The organism is Aquamicrobium sp. YD-1-mutant5 (assembly GCF_059509755.1).
This window is the reverse complement of record NZ_JCAKKP010000004.1, coordinates 102,639-122,441: the sequence shown is the minus strand read 5'-3', so window position 1 is coordinate 122,441 and position 19,803 is coordinate 102,639. Positions and strand designations below refer to the sequence as shown.

Genomic DNA, 19,803 nt, shown 5'->3' with positions numbered 1-19,803 from the left:
CGCCGGTTCAGTCTTTGCCTTCGCGTGCCGCGAGCGTATCAGCGACCAGCGCGTTGGCGTGGCCATGGCCGAGGCCATGCGTTTCCTTCAGCCATGCGACAAGCTCCATGTGCTTCTTGCCGGTCTGGCTTTCGATAAGGTCTTTCCAGTGCGAGATCGGCTTTCCGTACTTCTGCTCGATCGACGGAAAGTAGGAAGCCGGACCCCTGACCTTATCCTGCGTCGTCATTCAGCGGCCTCCCGCATCGGCGCCGGCCTGAAATCTTCAGGGAAGTGGGTCAGCGCACTCATCACCGGATAGGGCGTGAAACCACCGAGCGCGCAGAGCGAGCCGAACTTCATGGTGTTGCACAGGTCGGTGACGAGCTCGATCTGGGTGTCCGGCGCAATGCCGGCGGCCAGCTTGTCCAGCACCTCGACACCGCGCGTGGAACCGATCCGGCAGGGCGTGCACTTGCCGCAGCTCTCGATCGCGCAGAACTCCATGGCGAAGCGCGCCTGCTTCAGCATATCGGCGCTGTCATCGAAGACCGTGATGCCGGCGTGGCCGATCAAGCCGTCCTTCGCGGCGAAAGCCTCGTAGTCGAACGGCGTATCGAACAGATCGCGCGGAAAATAGGCGCCGAGCGGTCCGCCCACCTGCACGGCCTTGACGGGGCGGCCGGTTGCGGTGCCGCCGCCGATGTCGTCGACGATCTCGCCGAGCGTCAGGCCGAAGGCGGTTTCGAACAGGCCGGGATAACGGATGTTGCCGGCGATCTGGATCGGGATGGTGCCGCGCGAGCGGCCCATGCCGAAGTCCTTGTAGTAGGCGGCGCCCTTGTCGAGAATGATCGGCACGGAGGCGAGACTGATGACGTTGTTGATCACCGTCGGCTTGCCGAACAGGCCCTTGTGGGCCGGCAGCGGCGGCTTGGCGCGCACCATGCCGCGCTTGCCCTCGAGACTGTCGAGCAGAGCCGTCTCCTCGCCGCAGACATAGGCGCCGGCGCCCTCGCGCACTTCCATGTCGAAGGCGCGGCCCGAGCCCATCACATCCGGCCCCAGGATTTTCGCGCGCCTCGCGATTTCCACGGCCCGGCGCATGGCGGCTATGGCATGCGGATATTCGGAACGGGTGTAGAGGAAGCCTTTGGTCGCGCCGGTGGCAAGGCCGGCGATCGCCATGCCCTCGATCAGCACGAAGGGGTCGCCCTCCATGATCATGCGATCGGCAAAGGTGCCGGAATCGCCTTCGTCGGCATTGCAGACGATGTATTTGCGCACATCATCCGTATCGAGCACCGTTTTCCACTTGATGCCGGTGGGGAAGCCGGCGCCGCCGCGCCCGCGCAGGCCCGATTCCGTCACCTCGGTCACGATCTCGAGCGGAGCCATCGCGGCAGCCTTGCGCAGGCCGGCAAGTCCGCCATGGCGCTCGTAATCCTCAAGCGAGAACGGATCGGTGATGCCGCAGCGGGCGAAGGTGAGGCGCGTCTGGTGGGCGAAGAACGGGATTTTTTCCGGGTCGCCCAGCGCCAGTTCATGCGTGCCGCCGGTCAGGAAACCGGCATCGAACAGGCCCTTGACCTGAGACGGGCGCACCGGACCGTAGGCGACACGCGCCGCGCCGGTGTCGATCTCGACCATCGGCTCCAGAAAATAGGCGCCGCGCGAACCGTTGCGCACGATCTTCGCCTCGATGCCGCGCGCCTTCAGTTCGGCGGCGACGGCGGCCGCGACTTTGTCGGCTCCGAGAGCCAGCGCGCCTGAATCGCCGGGAATGTAAATGACGGGCTTCACCGGCGCACCTCCGCAACGATCTCGTCGACGCGCGCGGCATCGATGCGGCCGATGACCTCGCCGTCGAGCATGGCGGCCGGCGAGCAGGCGCACAGGCCGAGGCAATAGACCGGCTCCAGCGTCACCCGCCCATCGGGAGTGGTCTGGTGAAAGCCGATGCCGAGCGCCTGCTTGAAACGCGCGGCGACGCCGTCCGATCCCATCGACTGGCAGGATTCCGCCTGGCAAAGCTTCAGCACATGACGGCCGGCCGGCTCCTTGCGGTAATCGTGATAGAAGGAAACCACGCCATAGACTTCGGCGCGCGACAAGTTCAGGGCGCTGGCGATGACCGGAAGGGCTTCCTGCGGCACATAGCCGAACTCCTCCTGCACCTCGTGCAGAATGGGCAGAAGCGGCCCCTCCATGCCTTTCATGCCATCGACGATCGACGCAACCTGCGCTTCGATCCCGGTACCTGCGCTCTGCATCACCATGCAGCGCCCTCCCTGAACAACAGCGATATCTCCTCGCCAGACCGTTATGCAATCAGAGAATAACGCCCTGATCAATAGTCACTTTCCGTTGAGTGATAGAAGTTTCCTATCGAAGGTCGGTGAAATATAATAACTGTCAGGAAATACTAAACTATTTTTCGCGGCGAAAAAACCGGGCCAGTGCCCTTGCTTCGTCCAGCAGACCGGAAACCAGCGGGGTGTGGGGCAGGCGCGGCCCGACAACGAGGCCGACAATGTGGCTGGCATCGGGTTCCACGATGGGAATCGCCCGGATCGGCTCGGCGAAGCCAAGGGTCTCGGTGAGGGTGAGCGGCATGATCGACGACCATTTGCCGGTGCGGATATGCGAGAACAGCACGATCATGGAATTCGATTCCAGCGTGGGCCGCATCTGCACCCCGGCCTCGGCCAGATGCTGGTCGATGATGCGCCGGTTCTGCATATCGGGCGTCAGCAGACAGAGCGGCAGCCGGCTAACCTCCTTCCACGTCACCTTCTCCCGCTCGGCCAGCGGATTGCCGGCCGAGGTGATGAGCTGATAGCGCTCATGATAGAGCGGCACGCTGGTCACGCGGCCAAGCGGCTCGTTGTCGAGATAGGTGATGCCGGCGTCGATCTCGAAATTGCCGAGCAGCGACAGGATTTCGATCGACGTGCGCGACATGATCGAGAACGTCACGCCCGGATGCTTTTCGCGGAACGGCGTCGTCAGGCGCGGCATCATCGCCAGTGCGGTCGGGATGGCGGCTATGCGTATGCGCCCCGACAGGCCGTGCCGCGCCGCGCGCATCTCCTCGCGCATGGCGTGTGCATCGCCGACGATGCGGCGGGCCCACACCAGCACCTGATCGCCCTCCGCCGTCAGCCCCTGGAAGCGCGAACCGCGCTTGACCAGCATGACGCCGAGCTGGTCCTCAAGCTGCTTGATCGCCGCCGACAGGGTCGGCTGTGTGACGCCGCAGATTTCAGCCGCGCGGCCGAAATGCTCCTCACGGGCAAGGGCGATGAAGAATTCCAGCTTGTCGATCATGCGAACCCGGAGCCTGACTGGCGATCTGTGCCTCTAGGGTCTGTGAAATTGCCCGGCTTCGCAAGTCATCCGTCAAAAGACGAAATTTGAGCCGAACTTCCACATTTTTCAGCCGACTATGTGTTTGCGTTCCGGCAAACCGGCGTTAAGGGAAAACATCGATAACCGACGAAAGATCCGACATGCTTGGCTGGTTCCGGAAAATGCTTCCGCGCGAGGACAAGTTCTTCGATCTCTTTGAACGTCATTCCCATGCCGTTGTCGGGGCCGCCGAAGCCCTGCAGCAACTGCTTGCCGGAAAAGATGTCGACAGGAACGCCGACGAGATCGTGCGTCTGGAGAAAGAGGCCGACCTGATCACTGCCGAGGTGATGCTGGCCGTGCGCCGCTCCTTCATCACACCTTTCGACCGCAGCGACATTCAGGATCTGATCCAGTCGATGGATGACGCCATCGACATGATGCACAAGACGGTCAAGACCGTACGCCGCTTCGAGCAGACCGAGTTCGATCCGCTGATGCAGGAAATGGGCGTCGCCGTTGTCGAAGCCGCCAGGCTCGTCGCCGAAGCCGTTCCCCTGCTCAACAAGGTGGGCCAGAACGTGCATCGCCTCAGCGAGATCGCCGAGGAAGTGGTGAAGGTGGAAGAGCGCTCCGACGATCTGTACGAGCGCGGATTGCGCGACCTCTACCGCCGCCACGCGAAGGGGGACGCACTGGCTTATTTCGTCGGCTCGGAACTCTACAACCAGCTCGAAAAGGTCGTGGACCGTTTCGAGGACGTGGCGAGCGAGATTTCCGGCATCGTTGTCGAAAACGTCTGATCCGACATGGACGCCACAATCGCCCTTCCGCTGCTGATCGGCCTGATCGGCGTCGCCCTGTTCTTCGATTTTCTCAACGGGCTGCACGATGCCGCGAACTCCATCGCGACCATCGTCTCGACCCGCGTTCTTCGCCCCCAATATGCGGTGATGTGGGCCGCCTTCTTCAACTTCATCGCCTTCCTGTTCTTCGGCCTGCATGTGGCCGAGACGCTGGGCACCGGCATCGTCGATGCCGACATCGTGACGCCCGGCGTGATCTTCGCGGCCCTTGCGGGGGCGATCGCCTGGAACATCATCACATGGCTGGCCGGCATTCCATCGAGCAGTTCGCATGCGCTGATCGGCGGCCTGCTGGGGGCGGGCATCGCCAAGGCCGGAACCGGCGCCGTGGTGTGGACAGGTGTTCTGAAAACCACGTCCGCCATCGTGCTGTCGCCGCTCACCGGCTTCGTGCTCGCTCTTGTGCTGATCCTGATCGTGTCATGGCTGTTCGTGCGCCAGACACCGTTCGCGGTCGACCGCTCGTTCCGCGTGCTGCAATTCATTTCCGCCTCGCTCTATTCGCTCGGCCATGGCGGCAACGACGCGCAGAAGACGATGGGCATCATCGCCGTGCTGCTCTACTCGCAGGGCATGCTGGGCGACACCTTCTACGTGCCGCTGTGGGTGGTGCTGAGCTGTCAGGCGGTTCTGGCGCTGGGCACGCTGTTCGGCGGCTGGCGCATCGTGCACACCATGGGCTCCAAGATCACCCGGCTGAACCCGATGCAGGGGTTCTGCGCCGAGACCGGCGGGGCGATCACCCTGTTCGGCGCCACATGGCTCGGCATTCCGGTTTCGACCACCCACACCATCACCGGCGCCATCATCGGCGTGGGTGCGGCGCGCCGCGTTTCGGCGGTGCGCTGGGGCATTGCCGGCAACATCGTGATTGCCTGGGTGGTGACGCTTCCGGCAACCGCCGTCATTTCGGCCGTCACCTATTATCTGATACAGCTGGCAGGATGACGCAGCCGGCAGCGCTTGGAGCGAGCCGGCTTATGCAGTATCTCATCACTGGCTAGAGCATCGGACCGAAAAGTGGAATCCGGTTTTCGGCCATACCGATGCTCCATCAATAATTCAGATCGTCCTTTGTGCGTCCGGACGGACGCACGGCGATCTGGCGGCAACAGGCCCCAGGCATGAGGTACAAGCAATGTCCGTCACCAAGGAAGTTGTCACCGAGCGGCTGAGAAGCGTGAGCGGGCCGGATTTTTCCGGCAACATCGTCGATCTCGGCATGCTGTCGGAGATTTTCATCGCCGACGGCAAGGTGTTTTTCTCCATCACCGTTCCGGCCGAACGTGCCGACCACATGGAACCGCTGCGGGCCGCGGCGGAACGCGTGGTGAAGGCCATTCCCGGCGTCAACGGCGCAGTGGTGACGCTGACGGCAGAGAAGAAGGGCGGCGGCATGGAAGCCGCGCCACCTGCACGTCCGACCCCACAACCTCGCCCGACACCTTCTTCAGCGCGCGCGCCGCAGCCGGCGCCGCCGTCACGCAGCCCGGGCAAGCGCGGCGTTCCCGGCATCGAGGCCATCGTCGCCGTTGCCTCCGGCAAGGGCGGGGTCGGCAAATCGACCACGTCGGTGAACCTCGCGCTCGGCCTTGCCGCCAACGGGCTGAAGGTCGGCGTGCTCGATGCCGACATCTATGGCCCGTCGATGCCCAAACTGCTCGGCATCCATGGCCGCCCCGAGAGCGCCGACGGCAAGATCCTGAAGCCGATGCAGAATTACGGCCTCAAGGTCATGTCGATGGGCTTCCTCGTCGACGAGGAAACGCCGATGATCTGGCGCGGGCCGATGGTCGTCTCGGCGCTGACCCAGATGCTGCGCGAGGTGGAATGGGGCCAGCTCGACGTGCTGGTGGTGGACATGCCCCCCGGCACCGGCGACGCCCAGCTCACCATGGCCCAGCAGGTGCCGCTGGCCGGCGCCGTCATCGTCTCGACGCCGCAGGACCTTGCCCTGATCGATGCCCGCAAGGGCCTCAACATGTTCCGGAAAGTGGACGTGCCGCTGCTCGGCATCGTCGAGAACATGAGCTATTTCATCGCTCCCGATACCGGCAAGCGCTACGATATTTTCGGCCATGGCGGCGCGCGGCGCGAAGCGGAGCGGCTTGGTGTCGCCTTCCTCGGCGAGGTGCCGCTCGAAATGGGCATCCGCGAAAGCTCGGACGCCGGAAAGCCTGTCACCGTCAGCCGGCCGGACGGGCCGGAAGCACGCATCTACCGTGACATCGCCGCAAAGGTCTGGCAACGCCTGCAGGAGGAAAAGAACGCCGGCTCCGGCGGCCCCGCCATCGTCTTCGAATGAAGAATAAGCATTTGCTTACTTAGGATAGGCTTACGGACCTCAATAGAAGCCGACCGGGAAATAGCGCAGGTAGAGTTCGGCAAAAGTGCCTTTCGCCGCAATGTCCTGCAATGCGTAATCCAGAGCGGCAGGCAGCAGCGCATCGCCGGCGCGGGTGGCAATCGCCAGCCCCGTGCCGAGATATTCGGGCGCGATCAGCGGGCCACCGGCAAAGCGGCAGCATTTTTCCGAAGCCGCATCGGCCAGCCAGAATGACAGGCGCATGCCGTCGCCAAAGGCGGCATCGATGCGCCCAGCCTTCAGTTCAGCCTGCAGGGCATCGTCATCCGGCAGGGCAACGACCGTGACCGCTCCAAAATAATCGCGTAGCATGCGCTCATGCGCGGAGCCCGCCACAACGCCGACCGGTCTGCCCCTGAGACTGTCCTGCACAGGCTCCGATGGAGCCCGAGATTTCTGCACTGCAAACCGCGCAGGGAACTGCAGATAGGGGCGCGAGAAGGCGTAGGCGGTGCGTGTTTCCGCTGTCGCGGCCAGCCCCGCGATGATGGCCTCGCCCTCGCCCAGTTCCAGCGCGCCCTGCAATTCGTCCCATGGAACAGCCTGTATCTGGCATTTGTCGGCAAGCTCCAGACGGGCGCAGATGGCGCGGACAAGATCGACATGAAAACCCGACAGCCGGCCCTGACCATCAAGGAAGTTGAACGGCGGAAAATCCGTCGTGGTCAGAAACCGCAGTCGCGGCAATGCGGACAGATCCGGCTTCGGCAGCCGTTCCTTGGCATCCCACAATTGCGGAATGACAGGTTCCTGCGCCTTTGCAGCCGGCAGCAAGGCGGCAAGAAAAACGACGACAACTGCGGCAAGCCGTAAACGCACGATTCGACATCCGATCGATCTGGAACTCTGCGCTTTTCCTATGAAAACGCCACGGCCACAAGTTTTGCTACGATTATGGCTGTAATTGGCATGGTTCATGCGCAGTGATGCCACAATTTACTTTAACATGACGCTTGTACGTGATCTGTTGCAGCCAAAGCGCGGCAACATTCAGGTACATCCAGGACCGCTGCACAGGAGGACGGGGCTCTTGTGCAGACGGCCGGTTCTTTGGAGTCTGCGAAGTGAGAGGTCTACCGGTTTTCGGCAAACCGAGACGGCAGCGTTCGGTTCAGTATGGGTATAGTGCACCGCCATCCGGCTGGCACCAGATCAAGGAGCATTCGCATCTCGTCATCGCCGGGATCGGCAGCCTTGTCTTCATCGCCATTGCCGTCACTGCTTTCTGGTTCACGCTGCCCCGCGCCGAAAAGCCGGTTCTGGCCCGGGCCGGGCCGCAGGAAATAGCAGCGGAAGCAGCGCCCGTGGCCGCGCAGAACCCTGCAGCGCCGGATCCTACCCCGCTGGCCCCCGTTGCGGTGGCCGACCCGGCCCCCGAGCCCGAAATCCAGCCGCTGGCCCTGATGCCGGAGCCGAAGGTTCCCGAGATCGACCAGCAGGCTGCCGCTGCCATCATCGTCCCCGATGCCGGCACGGACCCGGCCACGCCCCCCGAATCGGAGAGCACCGGCACGCAGACAGCCGCTATTCCGGCAGCCCGGCCGAGCCCGCCGGCTCAGAAGGCCGCCGCTCAGAAAACGGCTGCCGGCAATGGCCGCATCATCCGCGGCGTCACCTTCCGCGCCGGCCCCGGCGGCGATGCCATCGGCACCATTCCCGGCGGCACCGAAGTGAAGGTGATCTCCTGCGATTCATGGTGTGAGATCATCCACAAGGATCAGCGCGGCTTCATCTACAAGGATTTTCTGGACCGCGACTGAGCAGGGCGACCGGCATCCATAAATGCCTTTTGGTGATCCGGGCTGAGATGTTTCAGACGCAGCGGCCGCCATCGACCTCCAGCGCCACGCCGGTGATGAAGGCCGCCTCGTCGGAAGCAAGCCACAGCGCGGCATTGGCGACATCGAGCGGCGTCGACAGCCGTCCCAGCGGCACCGAAGCACGAAACTTCTCGCGCAGCTCCGGCGTGTCGGAGCCCATGAAGCGTTCAAGCATCGCCGTGTCGCCCGCCACCGGGCAGAGGCAGTTGACGCGAATATTATGCGGCGCAAGCTCCACCGCCATCGACTTGGTGGCGGTGATCGCCCAGCCCTTGGAAGCGTTGTACCATGTCAGTCCCGGACGCGGCCGCAGGCCGGCCGTCGATGCCGTGGTGAGGATGACGCCGCCACCCTGCCGCTGCATGGTCGGCACCGCCGCCAGCGTGCTGTAATAGATCGCCTTCATGTTGACCGCCGTGATCAGATCGAAGGTCGGCTCGTCGACATTCAGAAGATCGCCGTTGCGATGGGTGAAGCCAGCATTGTTGACGACGATGTCGACCCGGCCGAAGGCGTTCTTGGCGGCATAGATCATCTGCTCGACATCGGCGCGCTTGGAAACGTCGGTGGTGACGGCGATCGCGTCGTTCCCGATGTCATCGGCCAGCTCGGCCGCGCCGCGCGCATTGAGATCGGCGACAACGACTTTCGCGCCCTCTTGCGCGAACCGCCGGGCGATGCCCTCGCCAAATCCTGCTGCTGCCCCGGTCACCACCGCGACCTTGTCCTTCAATCTCATGTCCTGCTCTTTCATTCTGACTGACGATTATTCATCGACTGCTGCACGCTGCTACTGGCACCATGTCGCACGTTTTCTCTGGTTCCGGCCTTGCCGCGCCCTAGAATAACAGGATGACCGGATCGCGCCGGCATCCGCTATCATCGAATTCGCTCAGCGGGATTCGTAACAATCGCAGCAATGCGACGCCATGGCACTGGCCAAATTAAATCGATTAGATTATATCAGCGTAATCGCCCGACGCGAGACAGAACGGATATGTCATGACCAGTCAGATCATCCCCGTCGATCCCTTCGATTTCATCATCTTCGGCGGCACCGGCGACCTGTCGGAGCGTAAGCTCCTGCCCTCGCTCTATCACCGGCAGCGCGACCACCAGTTTTCCGAGCCGACGCGGATCATCGGCACCTCGCGCACGAAGATGAGCGACGACGAGTTCCGCACCTTTGCCCGCAAGGCCATCGAAGAGCATGTCGCGCCCGAATATATCGACAAGGCGGAACTGGACGAGTTCCTTGCCCGCCTCTCCTATGTAGCGGCTGATGCAGTCAGCGGCGATGGCTTCGACGACCTGAAGGCCGCAATCGGCGACAGCAAGACGATCCGCGCCTTCTATCTGGCGGTGGCGCCGTCCCTGTTCGGCGACATCTCGCGCAACCTGAAATCACACGACCTCATCACCCCTGCCTCGCGCATCGTGCTGGAAAAGCCGCTCGGACGCGACCTCGATTCGGCGCGGGAGCTCAACGACCTCGTCGGCGAGAACTTCCGTGAAAGCCAGATCTTTCGTATCGACCACTATCTGGGCAAGGAGACGGTCCAGAACCTGATGGCGCTGCGCTTCGCCAATGCGCTCTACGAGCCCCTGTGGAACTCGGCCCATATCGACCATGTGCAGATCACCGTGGCCGAGACGGTGGGGCTTGAGGACCGGGTCACCTATTACGACAAGGCCGGCGCGCTGCGCGACATGGTGCAGAACCATCTGCTGCAGCTGCTCTGCCTTGTCGCCATGGAGGCGCCCGCCTCGATGGAGGCCAATGCCGTGCGCGACGAGAAGCTGAAAGTGCTGCGCGCGCTGAAGCGCATCAACGGCAACGAGGCCCCAAGGCACACGGTGCGCGGACAATACCGCGCCGGAGCTTCCGCCGGCGGTCCGGTGAAAGGCTATGTCGAGGAGCTGGGCAGCGAGAGCGGCACCGAAACCTTCGTTGCCATCCGTGCCGAGATCGAGAACTGGCGCTGGGCGGGCGTGCCCTTCTATCTCCGAACCGGCAAGCGGCTGGCCACCCGCGTCTCCGAGATCGTCATCGAGTTCAAGCCGATCCCGCATTCCATCTTCGGCGACGGGGCGGGACCGATCTTCGCCAACCAACTCGTCATCCGCCTGCAGCCGGACGAGGGCGTCAAGCAGTTCATTATGATCAAGGACCCGGGTCCGGGCGGCATGCGTCTGCGCCAGATTCCCCTCGACATGAGCTTCGCCCAATCCTTCAAGGGCCGCGCCCCGGACGCCTATGAGCGCCTCATCATGGATGTTGTGCGCGGCAACCAGACCCTGTTCATGCGCCGCGACGAGGTCGAGGCGGCGTGGAGCTGGATCGATCCGATCCAGCAGGCATGGGAAGGCTCGCGGCAGGAGGTGCAGGGCTACACCGCCGGCACCTGGGGTCCGTCCGCCTCCATCGCGTTGATCGAGCGCGACGGGCGCACCTGGCATGAAAGCACCTGACGATGACGGCGCAGGAGATAGCACAAGCGGCGACACAGGGCTACGACTGGACCGCCTTTTCGGACCGCGAGGCACTGGCCGAAACTCTGGCCGATCGGGTGGCGCAAACACTTAGCGCAGCCATCGAACGCCGCGGGGCTGGTTTTCTCGCCGTCTCCGGCGGCACCACGCCGGGGCGCTTTTTCGCAGCACTTTCCAGCCGCCCGATCGCATGGGACAAGGTGACGGTGACGCTGGTGGACGAGCGCTTCGTGCCGCCATCCTCGCCGCGCTCCAATGCGGCGCTGGTGGCCGATACGCTCCTGCGCAATGCGGCCTCCGCCGCCCGCTTCGCGCCGCTTTATCATGCCGCAGACAGTGCGGACGCGGCGGCGATTGCCGCCGAAGCGGAACTCGCCGCGCTGCCATGGCCGCTCGACGCAGCCGTGCTCGGCATGGGAACGGACGGCCACACCGCGTCGTTCTTCCCCGACGCCGACACGCTCCCAGACCTGCTCGACCCGCACAATGCGCGCATCGTGCTGCCGGTCGAAGCAGCCAGTGCGGGCGAGCCGCGCCTGACATTGTCCATGCCCCAGCTGACCGGAGCAGGCTTTCTCGCCCTGCACATCGAGGGACCCGAAAAGCGCGCGGTCTTCGAAGCGGCCATGCAGGCGGCCATTCAGGGCGACGACAGAAAACCGATCCGGGCGGTGATCGAGGCATCGCCGCGCCCGGTCAACGTGTTCTGGGCCCCCTGACCGCGACAAGGGCCAGGTGCATGCCGCCGGCACAGGGCGGCCCACGAAAGGATCAATCCGATGACAGCCAGAAGCGACATCCAAGCCATCACGGACCGGATCAGGGAGCGCTCGCGCGCCAGCCGCGAGGCCTATCTCGGCCGCATCTCCGACGCAGCCGGCAAGGCCGCCAACCGTTCGGTGCTCTCGTGCGGCAACCTTGCCCACGGCTTCGCCGTCTGCAGCCCGCAGGAAAAGACCGCGCTTTCGGGCGACGTGGTGCCGAACCTCGGCATCGTCACCGCCTATAATGACATGCTCTCCGCCCACCAGCCTTTCGAGACCTTCCCCGCGCTGATCAAGCAGGCGGCCCGCGAGGCCGGCGGCATCGCACAGGTGGCGGGCGGCGTGCCGGCCATGTGCGATGGCGTGACACAAGGCATGCCCGGCATGGAGTTGTCGCTGTTCTCGCGCGACGTGATCGCCATGGCGGCGGCCGTCGGCCTGTCGCACAACATGTTCGACGCCGCCGTCTTCCTCGGCGTCTGCGACAAGATCGTGCCCGGCCTGCTGATCGCGGCACTCACCTTCGGCCATCTGCCGGCCGTGTTCATTCCGGCCGGACCGATGACCTCGGGCCTGCCCAATGACGAGAAGGCGCGCGTGCGCCAGCTCTATGCAGAAGGCAAGGTCGGCCGCGCCGAGCTGCTGGATGCCGAATCAAAGTCCTACCACGGGCCCGGCACCTGCACCTTCTACGGCACCGCCAATTCCAACCAGATGCTGATGGAGATCATGGGCCTGCACACGCCGGGCGCCTCCTTCGTCAACCCGGGCACACCGCTGCGCGACGCACTGACCAGGGAAGCGGCCAGGCGCGCGCTCGCCATCACCCGGCTCGGCAACGACTATATTCCGGCCGGGCGCATGATCGACGAGCGCGCCATCGTCAACGGCGTGGTCGGACTGCACGCCACCGGCGGCTCGACCAACCACACCATTCACCTCATCGCCATGGCGGCGGCGGCCGGCATCCGGCTGACATGGCAGGACATTTCCGATCTTTCCGAAGCCGTGCCGCTCTTGGCGCGGGTCTATCCGAACGGGCTTGCCGACGTGAACCATTTCGCGGCCGCCGGCGGCATGGGCTTCCTGATCCGCGAGCTGCTCGACGCCGGCCTGCTGCACGAGGACGTGCAGACCGTGTGGGGCGAGGGTTTGCGCGGCTATACCGTGGAGGCCCGGCTCGGTCCCGACGGCTCGGTGGTGCGCGATCCCGCCCCGCGCGACAGCGGCGACGAAAAGGTGCTGGCCCCCTTCGCCAGGGCATTCCAGCCGACCGGCGGCCTCAAGGTTCTGGCCGGCAATATCGGCCACGCCATCATCAAGACCTCCGCCGTCAAGCCGGAACGGCATGTGATCGAGGCGCCGGCGCGCGTCTTCGACAGCCAGCAAGGCCTCAACGACGCCTTCAAGGCCGGCGCGCTGACCGGCGATTTCATCGCCGTCATCCGCTTCCAGGGCCCGAAGGCCAACGGCATGCCGGAACTGCACCGGCTCACCACCGTGCTCGGCATATTGCAGGACCGCAGCCAGCGCGTCGCGCTCGTCACCGACGGGCGCATGTCGGGTGCTTCCGGCAAGGTGCCGGCGGCCATTCACGTCACGCCCGAGGCGCTGGAAGGCGGGGTGATCGGAAAGATCCGCGACGGCGACGTCGTGCGACTCGACGCGACCACTGGCACGCTGGAGCTTCTGGTGTCCGCCGCCGATCTGGCACTGCGGCCCGAACCGCATCCGGACCTGTCCGGAAACGAATTCGGCTTCGGGCGCGAGCTGTTTGCCGGCTTCCGGCATCTGGCCGGACGCGCTGATCAGGGAGCCAGCGCCTTCGGAAACGCGGCCTGATCGGACAGATCAGAATTCCGGCCGGGCAAGCCCCGCAGCGAGACAGGCCGACACCACCGTGTTGGCCATCAGCATGGCGATGGTCATCGGGCCGACGCCCCCCGGAACCGGCGTGATCGCGCCCGCGACTTCTGCGGCTTGCGCATAGTCAACGTCTCCGACCAGTCTTGTCTTTCCCTCGCCCTTTTCGGGCGCGGGAATGCGGTTGATGCCGACATCGATCACCGTGGCGCCGGGCTTCACCCAGTCGCCCTTCACCATTTCCGGCCGCCCGACCGCCGCCACCAGAATATCGGCCGTGCGGGCAAGCGCGGGCAAATCCTTCGTGCGCGAATGCGCGACCGTCACCGTGCAATTGGCGGCCAGCAGAAGATTGGCCATCGGCTTGCCGACTATGTTGGAGCGGCCGATGACGACCGCGTTCAGGCCGGACAGATCCCGGCCGCGCACGCGCTCGATCAGCAGCATGGAGCCGGCCGGGGTGCAGGGCACGAAGGCGGTCGCCGATTCGCCGGCACCAAGCTTGCCAACATTGACGTAGGTGAAGCCGTCGACGTCCTTTTCCGGCGCGATGGCCTGAATGACCTTGCCGCTGTCGATATGGCCGGGCAGCGGAAGCTGCACCAGTATGCCGTGGATGGCCGGATCGGCGTTCAACTCGCCGATCAGCTTCAGCAGATCGGCCTCGCCTGTGTCGGCGGCCAATGTATGCTGCACCGAATGGAAGCCGCATTCCTTCGCGGTGCGCGACTTGTTGGCGACATAGACCTGACTGGCGGGGTCTTCGCCGACGATCAACACTGCAAGTCCGGGCACCACGCCAAGACCGGACGCGGAAAACCCTTTCGCGGCGAGATCACTGGTCAGCGCCTTCACCTTTTCGACCACCTCGGCCGCCGTTTTCCTGCCATCGATGACTGTGCTCATGCCCTTCTCCACTGGTTCGGCCGCCGGTCGCGCCAGGATGCAGCGCGACGCAGTGCCGATGCGTCGGGGGATGCCTAAACCCGAAAGGCGTGTTTCGGAAGACCGGAAATCAGCGCGGGTGGCGCCGGCGGGCCAGATCCTGCGTCGCTGCGCGGAACTGGCGCAGGCTGGCACGGATTTCTTCCACGGAAGGCGGTTGTGCCGTGGCATAGGCGGCCCTGCCGGATGTGTAAGGTTCGTCACCGACCGGCTGAGGGCGGAAAGCGCTCGCCAGGCCGGATGATTCGTCGTCGCCAAGAGGCAGCGGCGGCACAGATCCGGGGGAGGACGGCATGGCGGGCGACACGCTCAAAGGCTCTGCCTCTTTTTGCATTCCGCGCACGATTGCAAGCAGGAGCCCGGCGGCAAGGCCGATGATCACGCCCAGCAGAGGCAGAAACGCCATCAGCGCTCCATATTGCTTCCACAGCAGCACAGCACAGGCCACGCCGAGGACGGCTCCCAGCAGCGTCAGCCGATAGATTGCCGGCTTCGAGCGGAAAATGCCCTCCCTGAGGCCGATGCGCCGCACGCTCTCCGCCTGCGCCGGCGGTGGAGCGGCAGGCTCCCGAGGGGCATCGCGGTCCCCGGAAGCCGGATTTTCCGGCGCCACCCCGTCGGCGCTCTGCACTTCGGCAACGGAGGCTTCGGAAAAAGGCGGCTCAGGAACAAAGGCACCTGTGCGAAACGGTGGAACGGACGCTTCGTGATGGTGAGAACGAATCGGCTCTTCGGCATCCGCCACCGGCTGCCCGGTGTCGCTGCGGCCGGCCTCGCGCCGCAGGCGCGCCAGACGATGGCGTTCGGCAGCCATCGCGCGCCACTCGGCATCGTCTTCCATGGCCGTTTTCGCTGCCTCCGCAGGCGGAGCCATCGACAGAAGCGAACCCGTCGACGGAGGCTGCCCCTTCTGCAGAACCGAACGCTCGGGGCTGTCATCGTCCTCGCCACGCATGGCGCGTGCCAGCGCCGCCAGGGCGCGCTCGCGTCTCCAGTCCTCGGGGCTCAGTCGGTCACTCATCGCGCTTGCCAGTTCATGACCGTCCGCAGCGGCCGGCCAAAGGTTAAGACACGCTAAATGTACAGGGCAAATAAAAGGTTAATTTTTGACGGAACATGCTCAAGGCACCACTTTCCGATGCCCGACCGGACAATCGCAACCGACTTTGCGCATCCTTCCATCCACGTCACCGGCTAAATCTCGCCAAGGTCGAAAAAGCGCGTTGACAGGATCATCCGGCCCGCTTACATGAGCGCCACCAGCCCAGATGGCGGAATTGGTAGACGCGCACGGTTCAGGTCCGTGTGCCGCGAGGCGTGGAGGTTCGAGTCCTCTTCTGGGCACCATTCCCTTTTCAACCGACAGGTGCGGAACTGCACCTTGAAGTAGTTGAAGGTTTCTCCCGATCTTAGTTCTGAAAGACGACTGAAGGCTTCTGCCCAAAAGGGAAAAGCATTTCAGCCCGATCGCCCAGCTTTCCTCCTTACAGGTGGGGATTGCGCGATCGATATCGCGCGATGAGGCTTTCGTTGACCTCCGCGGCGCCGGGCATGTTGGCGCTGAGATAAACGGGTGCTGCCGCCTGCGCGGATTGCACGCGCACGGAAACCTCCGCGAATACCGCATTCAGAAGCGCCGCGCCGATGGACGTGGAGATCGGCCCGACCCGCAGCTTCGAGCCGGGGACGCCGACGACGGCATCGCCGGGCGGTGCGCCATTGTCGAGCACGATGTCGGCAATGTCGGCAACGCGCACGCGCCCATTTGCCGCCTGCCGGGAATAGTCCTGCGAGGTTATGGCAATGACGATTGCCCCGTGCGCCTTGCCAATCTGGGCCGCCTCGATGGTGGCCGCGTTGACGCCGCTGTTCGACACGATGAACAGAACATCCTTCTCACCGATCGGATAGCGGCTCAGAACCGGCGCAACCGCGCCCGGCAAACGTTCCAGCGCCGTGCTGGCAACGGCCCCTTCATGCAGCATCATCGATGACGACAGAATCGGCACCGTCAGGGCAAGACCGCCCGCGCGGTAATGCGCCTCCTCGGCCAGCATATGGCTGTGGCCGGTACCGAAAATATAGGCGAGCCCATCGGCCATCGCGGTGCGCTCCACGGCATCGGCGGCAGCGTCTATGGCATCGGCATTGAGATGCATGAGCTGCGCCATGCGCTGGGCAAGCTCGGCAAGATAGGCGGCGGCAGTCGGCGTGTTGCTCATGAAATTTCCGCGTCCGGCATTTCACGGCATAGTGTGCTGAATGGCACACGCCATCAAGAGGCGGGCGAGATCAGTTTCGCCATCTGGAGCCAGAAAAAGCAGCGGGACGGCACGGCCTCCTGAACCATCCTTCCTTGCCGGAGTTGCGCCATCACCGGAAAGGAACCCGGCTTCCGGGCTATGATCTGCGCAAAAACAACAGCCTACGGCGTGAAGAGCGAATCTGAAGAACCGCGGGATGCTTCGATAAAAGAGAGGACGACCTGCCGGCAGCCTCTGTCATGGGAGACACAAAATAACCGGAGCGTATTCATATTTTACTGGTTTCTAATACGACTTCCGTCTCATAAGCCGTTTCCGGTGGCGGCTGCCGCCTTCATCCTTCCCTCAGGAGGTGATTCATGCGCAAGACACTCGCCATCTGCATCGCCTTCTGCTTCGGGCTTCTGGCCTCCCCGCTTATCACTTCTGGACAATCCATGCAGGAAACTGAACTTTTCATCGCCGCCGCCGGCAACGACACGGACACCATCGACCGGCTGCTCGGACAGGACGTCGACATCGATGCGCGCGACAGCGAAGGGCGCACCGCGCTGCTGGCCGCGACCCATGCTAACGCCATCGAGGCTGCACAGGTGCTGATCGAGGCGGGCGCCGACGTCAACGCAAAGGACCGGATCGACGACAGCCCCTATCTCTATGCAGGCGCGCGTGGCCATCTGGAGATCCTCAAGATGACGCTGGTGCACGGAGCTGACCTGAAAAGCACCAACCGCTTTGGCGGCACAGCGCTTATTCCGGCGGCCGAGCGCGGTCATGTCGAAACGGTTCGCACCCTGATCGAGGCCGGCGTCGATGTCGATCATGTCAACAATCTCGGCTGGACCGCCTTGCTGGAGGCGATCATTCTCGGAGACGGAGGTCCGCGTCACCAGCAGATCCTCGACCTGCTGGTCAGGGCAGGCGCCGATGTCAACCTCGCGGACGGAAACGGCGTGACGCCTTTGCAACATGCCCGCAACGCCAGCTACCGGGAGATGGAGCAGGCGCTCGCCGCAGCGGGCGCGCGGTAGGGCAACATTGCGACTAAGGAAAAGGCCGGGACCGGCGCTTCAGTTCCCGCTGTCGCGCAGATAGTTGTAGACGGTCGCCCGGCCCATCTGCAGCACCCGCGAGATATAGGCGGCCGCATGCTTGCCGCTGAAGGCGCCGTCCTGAGCCAATTCGCGCACAAGCTGCTGCTTCTGCATGCGGGTCATGTCCGCGATGGCGACGCCATGGCGGCGCGTCCAGCCGCTGACATATTCGTTGATGCGCTCGTGCCAGTCGTCCTTGAACAGCGCCGTGGGCTTGCCCTGATCGGTCGCCACGCCGGAAAATGTGCTCAGCATCTCGATGGCGGCGTGAATGTGCGACACGTCCATGTTGATGCACAGCACGCCGACCGGCCTGCCTTCCGGCGACCGCAGGACCGCGCTGATCGACTTGATGCGCCTGCCGTCCCAGTTGACCTTCTCATAGGGGCCGATCATCCGGTCTTCCGGGCGAAAGTCGATCTCCTGCAACAGCGACGGCTCGCCCAGCGCGCGGCGGGAGAAGTTGTTGGCGATGTAGGCGACGGTCTCGGTGGCCAGATCGTGCAGAACCACTTCGGCATGCGGCTGAAGCAGCAGCGCAAACGCGTCGCAGACGGGATGGAAGATGGCGAGATGCCCTGCCGCGTCGGAAGAAGGTCGTGGCGCTTGCGGCATGGTTTTCGTCCTGAATTCGCCCTTGCCCGCCCCGAACGCGCTATGACATGCAGCCATAGCGGGATCGCGGACGATGCAGGCATCGGCTTGGATTTTGTACCCGTATATGCAAATTGGACAGAAAAGTACATCCGGAGTTGTTCCCGTGTCTCACCCGCCCATGTCTCACCCGCTTGCCGAAGATCGTGAAAAACTGGTCGCCATCCGCCATGCGCTTCACGCCCATCCGGAGATCGCGCGCGAAGAGGCATGGACCGCCGCCTATGTGGCCGACAGGCTGCGTGAAGCGGGCATTCCGTTCGAGGCGAATATCGGCGGCCACGGCATCGTCGCCACGATCAGGGGACGGGGCGAGGGACAGGGCGACGGGCAGGCAGTGGCCCTGCGCGCCGACATGGACGCGCTGGAAATCACCGAACTGTCACAACTGCCCTATGCCTCGCAACAGGCAGGAAAGATGCATGCCTGCGGGCATGACGGCCACATGACCATATTGCTGGCGGCCGGCATGCATCTGGCGCGCAGCCGCGCCTTTGCCGGCAAGGTGCATCTGGTCTTCCAACCCGCCGAAGAGCGTTACGGAGGCGCGCGCGAAATGGTTGCGGCCGGCATGCTCGACCGTTTTCCGGTGCAGCGCATTTTCGGGCTGCACAACTGGCCGGGGCTGACGGCTGGCGAAGTCGTGGTGCATGACGGTCCGGTGATGGCCGGCACCTGCGAATTCACCGTCACCTTCCGGGGTGAAGGCGCGCATGGCGCGATGCCACACATGGCGGGCGACCCGCTGCTTGCCGGCGGCCACTTCATGACCGGCATCCAGCAGGCGGTGGCACGCGCCGTCGATCCGCATGAAAGTGCTGTGGCAACTGTCGGCTCTTTTCAGGGCGGTCATGCCCAGAACATCATCCCGCAGGAAGCGCGGCTGACCGGGACGCTGCGCGCCTATCGCACCGAAACGCTCAAACTTCTGCGCTCGCGCGTCGAAAGCGTCGCCGCCGCTGCCGCCGCCATTGCCGGCTGCCGCAGCGCGGTCGAATTCGATGAGTTCCTGTGCCCGCCCGTGGTCAACACAGCGGCCGAGCGCGACATCATGCGGCAGGCGGCCAGCGCTGCCGGCCTCACCCTTGCGCCCGGCGACACGCGACCCAGCATGGCGGGCGACGATTTCGGCGACTTCCTCGTCCATCTGCCCGGCGCCTATGCGTGGATCGGCAACGGGCCGCTCAGACAGGATGCCGGCCTGCACCAGCCGCTCTACGACTTCAATGACGACATCATTTTGCCCGCAGCCATGCTTCTGGCTCGCTCGGCCGAACTTGCCCTGTCGCAGGCGGGATAATGGACTAAAAAATTTATTATAGACAACTTAGTCCAAGACTTGTTA

Annotated in this window: 19 protein-coding genes and 1 tRNA gene; 10 read left to right on the top strand and 10 right to left on the bottom strand. The window is 64.1% G+C overall.

The genetic code is table 11. From position 1 onward, the window contains the following. Positions 1-7 precede the first annotated feature (7 nt). From AC5XE7_RS08310 to AC5XE7_RS08295, 4 genes are all read right to left on the bottom strand, one after another. Positions 8-229, bottom strand: a complete 222-nt coding sequence (locus AC5XE7_RS08310; RefSeq protein WP_495365633.1) for a DUF4287 domain-containing protein — start codon at positions 227-229, stop codon at positions 8-10. Continuing rightward, a complete protein-coding gene (locus tag AC5XE7_RS08305) occupies positions 226-1,782 on the bottom strand; it encodes a formate dehydrogenase beta subunit (RefSeq protein WP_495365632.1) in 1,557 nt (518 codons plus the stop codon). Before AC5XE7_RS08305 ends, AC5XE7_RS08310 begins: the two co-directional genes overlap by 4 nt. Beyond that, positions 1,779-2,258, bottom strand: coding sequence for a formate dehydrogenase subunit gamma (locus tag AC5XE7_RS08300; RefSeq protein WP_495365631.1), 480 nt, complete (start codon positions 2,256-2,258; stop codon positions 1,779-1,781). Before AC5XE7_RS08300 ends, AC5XE7_RS08305 begins: the two co-directional genes overlap by 4 nt. A 151-nt stretch (positions 2,259-2,409) precedes the next feature. Next, positions 2,410-3,309, bottom strand: a complete 900-nt coding sequence (locus tag AC5XE7_RS08295; RefSeq protein ID WP_495365630.1) for a LysR family transcriptional regulator — start codon at positions 3,307-3,309, stop codon at positions 2,410-2,412. 182 nt (positions 3,310-3,491) lie between these two features. On the opposite strand from AC5XE7_RS08295, the gene AC5XE7_RS08290 reads away from it, so the two are divergent. From AC5XE7_RS08290 to AC5XE7_RS08280, 3 genes are all read left to right on the top strand, one after another. Beyond that, the gene (locus tag AC5XE7_RS08290; protein ID WP_239800166.1) at positions 3,492-4,133 is read left to right on the top strand and encodes a DUF47 domain-containing protein; all 642 of its coding nucleotides are present in this window, start codon (positions 3,492-3,494) and stop codon (positions 4,131-4,133) included. A 6-nt stretch (positions 4,134-4,139) separates the two neighbouring features. Then, entirely contained in the window at positions 4,140-5,144 is a 1,005-nt protein-coding gene (locus AC5XE7_RS08285) for an inorganic phosphate transporter (RefSeq protein WP_280199007.1), read from the top strand. 190 nt (positions 5,145-5,334) lie between these two features. Then, a complete protein-coding gene (locus tag AC5XE7_RS08280) occupies positions 5,335-6,501 on the top strand; it encodes an Mrp/NBP35 family ATP-binding protein (RefSeq protein WP_280199006.1) in 1,167 nt (388 codons plus the stop codon). Positions 6,502-6,540: 39 nt separating this feature from the next. Here the strand turns inward: AC5XE7_RS08280 and AC5XE7_RS08275 are convergent, their stop codons facing one another. After that, positions 6,541-7,380 (bottom strand): ABC transporter substrate-binding protein, encoded by an 840-nt coding sequence (locus AC5XE7_RS08275; RefSeq protein WP_495365629.1) that lies wholly within the window; start codon positions 7,378-7,380, stop codon positions 6,541-6,543. Between the two features lie 245 nt (positions 7,381-7,625). Here AC5XE7_RS08275 and AC5XE7_RS08270 point away from each other — a divergent pair, with 245 nt between their 5' ends. Further along, entirely contained in the window at positions 7,626-8,321 is a 696-nt protein-coding gene (locus AC5XE7_RS08270) for an SH3 domain-containing protein (protein ID WP_495365628.1), read from the top strand. A gap of 52 nt (positions 8,322-8,373) precedes the next feature. Here the strand turns inward: AC5XE7_RS08270 and AC5XE7_RS08265 are convergent, their stop codons facing one another. Next, positions 8,374-9,120, bottom strand: coding sequence for an SDR family oxidoreductase (locus AC5XE7_RS08265; RefSeq protein WP_495365627.1), 747 nt, complete (start codon positions 9,118-9,120; stop codon positions 8,374-8,376). 263 nt (positions 9,121-9,383) lie between these two features. Here AC5XE7_RS08265 and zwf point away from each other — a divergent pair, with 263 nt between their 5' ends. The 3 genes from zwf to edd are packed head-to-tail and all read left to right on the top strand — an operon-like array spanning position 9,384 to position 13,480. Beyond that, positions 9,384-10,853 carry a glucose-6-phosphate dehydrogenase gene (gene zwf / locus AC5XE7_RS08260; RefSeq protein ID WP_280199002.1) on the top strand — a complete coding sequence of 490 codons (1,470 nt, stop codon included), beginning with the start codon at positions 9,384-9,386 and terminating at the stop codon, positions 10,851-10,853. 2 nt (positions 10,854-10,855) lie between these two features. Next, complete coding sequence (gene pgl, locus AC5XE7_RS08255; RefSeq protein ID WP_495365626.1) at positions 10,856-11,593, top strand: 6-phosphogluconolactonase; 738 nt, start codon at positions 10,856-10,858, stop codon at positions 11,591-11,593. Between the two features lie 60 nt (positions 11,594-11,653). Further along, on the top strand, positions 11,654-13,480 hold the full coding sequence (gene edd / locus AC5XE7_RS08250; protein WP_495365624.1) for a phosphogluconate dehydratase: 1,827 nt from the start codon (positions 11,654-11,656) through the stop codon (positions 13,478-13,480). Positions 13,481-13,489: 9 nt separating this feature from the next. Here edd and AC5XE7_RS08245 read toward each other — a convergent pair whose 3' ends face one another. Together AC5XE7_RS08245 and AC5XE7_RS08240 are read right to left on the bottom strand one after the other, a co-directional pair. Then, complete coding sequence (locus tag AC5XE7_RS08245; protein ID WP_495365623.1) at positions 13,490-14,407, bottom strand: bifunctional methylenetetrahydrofolate dehydrogenase/methenyltetrahydrofolate cyclohydrolase; 918 nt, start codon at positions 14,405-14,407, stop codon at positions 13,490-13,492. A 109-nt stretch (positions 14,408-14,516) separates the two neighbouring features. Next, a complete protein-coding gene (locus tag AC5XE7_RS08240; protein WP_495365622.1) occupies positions 14,517-15,467 on the bottom strand; it encodes a hypothetical protein in 951 nt (316 codons plus the stop codon). 241 nt (positions 15,468-15,708) lie between these two features. On the opposite strand from AC5XE7_RS08240, the gene AC5XE7_RS08235 reads away from it, so the two are divergent. Further along, a tRNA-Leu gene (locus AC5XE7_RS08235) sits at positions 15,709-15,793 on the top strand. Positions 15,794-15,930: 137 nt separating this feature from the next. On the opposite strand, the gene AC5XE7_RS08230 is transcribed toward AC5XE7_RS08235, so the two are convergent. Then, positions 15,931-16,668, bottom strand: coding sequence for an SIS domain-containing protein (locus tag AC5XE7_RS08230; protein WP_495365621.1), 738 nt, complete (start codon positions 16,666-16,668; stop codon positions 15,931-15,933). A 401-nt stretch (positions 16,669-17,069) separates the two neighbouring features. Here AC5XE7_RS08230 and AC5XE7_RS08225 point away from each other — a divergent pair, with 401 nt between their 5' ends. Then, on the top strand, positions 17,070-17,741 hold the full coding sequence (locus AC5XE7_RS08225) for an ankyrin repeat domain-containing protein (RefSeq protein WP_495365620.1): 672 nt from the start codon (positions 17,070-17,072) through the stop codon (positions 17,739-17,741). Positions 17,742-17,780: 39 nt separating this feature from the next. Here the strand turns inward: AC5XE7_RS08225 and AC5XE7_RS08220 are convergent, their stop codons facing one another. Continuing rightward, positions 17,781-18,419: a helix-turn-helix transcriptional regulator gene (locus AC5XE7_RS08220; protein ID WP_239800154.1), complete on the bottom strand. Its 639-nt coding sequence runs from the start codon at positions 18,417-18,419 to the stop codon at positions 17,781-17,783. Positions 18,420-18,564: 145 nt separating this feature from the next. Between AC5XE7_RS08220 and AC5XE7_RS08215 the strand changes: the two genes are divergently transcribed. Then, on the top strand, positions 18,565-19,758 hold the full coding sequence (locus AC5XE7_RS08215) for a M20 metallopeptidase family protein (protein WP_495365619.1): 1,194 nt from the start codon (positions 18,565-18,567) through the stop codon (positions 19,756-19,758). The last annotated feature ends 45 nt before the right edge of the window (positions 19,759-19,803 follow it).

Excerpts from the sequence above, each read along its gene's own strand:
- AC5XE7_RS08310 (WP_495365633.1), bottom strand. The coding sequence starts at position 229 with ATGACGACGCAGGATAAGGTCAGGGGTCCGGCTTCCTACTTTCCGTCG.
- AC5XE7_RS08300 (WP_495365631.1), bottom strand. The coding sequence starts at position 2,258 with ATGGTGATGCAGAGCGCAGGTACCGGGATCGAAGCGCAGGTTGCGTCG.
- AC5XE7_RS08295 (WP_495365630.1), bottom strand. The coding sequence starts at position 3,309 with ATGATCGACAAGCTGGAATTCTTCATCGCCCTTGCCCGTGAGGAGCAT.
- AC5XE7_RS08290 (WP_239800166.1), top strand. The coding sequence starts at position 3,492 with ATGCTTGGCTGGTTCCGGAAAATGCTTCCGCGCGAGGACAAGTTCTTC.
- AC5XE7_RS08285 (WP_280199007.1), top strand. The coding sequence starts at position 4,140 with ATGGACGCCACAATCGCCCTTCCGCTGCTGATCGGCCTGATCGGCGTC.
- AC5XE7_RS08280 (WP_280199006.1), top strand. The coding sequence starts at position 5,335 with ATGTCCGTCACCAAGGAAGTTGTCACCGAGCGGCTGAGAAGCGTGAGC.
- AC5XE7_RS08265 (WP_495365627.1), bottom strand. The coding sequence starts at position 9,120 with ATGAGATTGAAGGACAAGGTCGCGGTGGTGACCGGGGCAGCAGCAGGA.
- zwf (WP_280199002.1), top strand. The coding sequence starts at position 9,384 with ATGACCAGTCAGATCATCCCCGTCGATCCCTTCGATTTCATCATCTTC.
- pgl (WP_495365626.1), top strand. The coding sequence starts at position 10,856 with ATGACGGCGCAGGAGATAGCACAAGCGGCGACACAGGGCTACGACTGG.
- edd (WP_495365624.1), top strand. The coding sequence starts at position 11,654 with ATGACAGCCAGAAGCGACATCCAAGCCATCACGGACCGGATCAGGGAG.
- AC5XE7_RS08245 (WP_495365623.1), bottom strand. The coding sequence starts at position 14,407 with ATGAGCACAGTCATCGATGGCAGGAAAACGGCGGCCGAGGTGGTCGAA.
- AC5XE7_RS08240 (WP_495365622.1), bottom strand. The coding sequence starts at position 15,467 with ATGAGTGACCGACTGAGCCCCGAGGACTGGAGACGCGAGCGCGCCCTG.
- AC5XE7_RS08230 (WP_495365621.1), bottom strand. The coding sequence starts at position 16,668 with ATGAGCAACACGCCGACTGCCGCCGCCTATCTTGCCGAGCTTGCCCAG.
- AC5XE7_RS08225 (WP_495365620.1), top strand. The coding sequence starts at position 17,070 with ATGCGCAAGACACTCGCCATCTGCATCGCCTTCTGCTTCGGGCTTCTG.
- AC5XE7_RS08220 (WP_239800154.1), bottom strand. The coding sequence starts at position 18,419 with ATGCCGCAAGCGCCACGACCTTCTTCCGACGCGGCAGGGCATCTCGCC.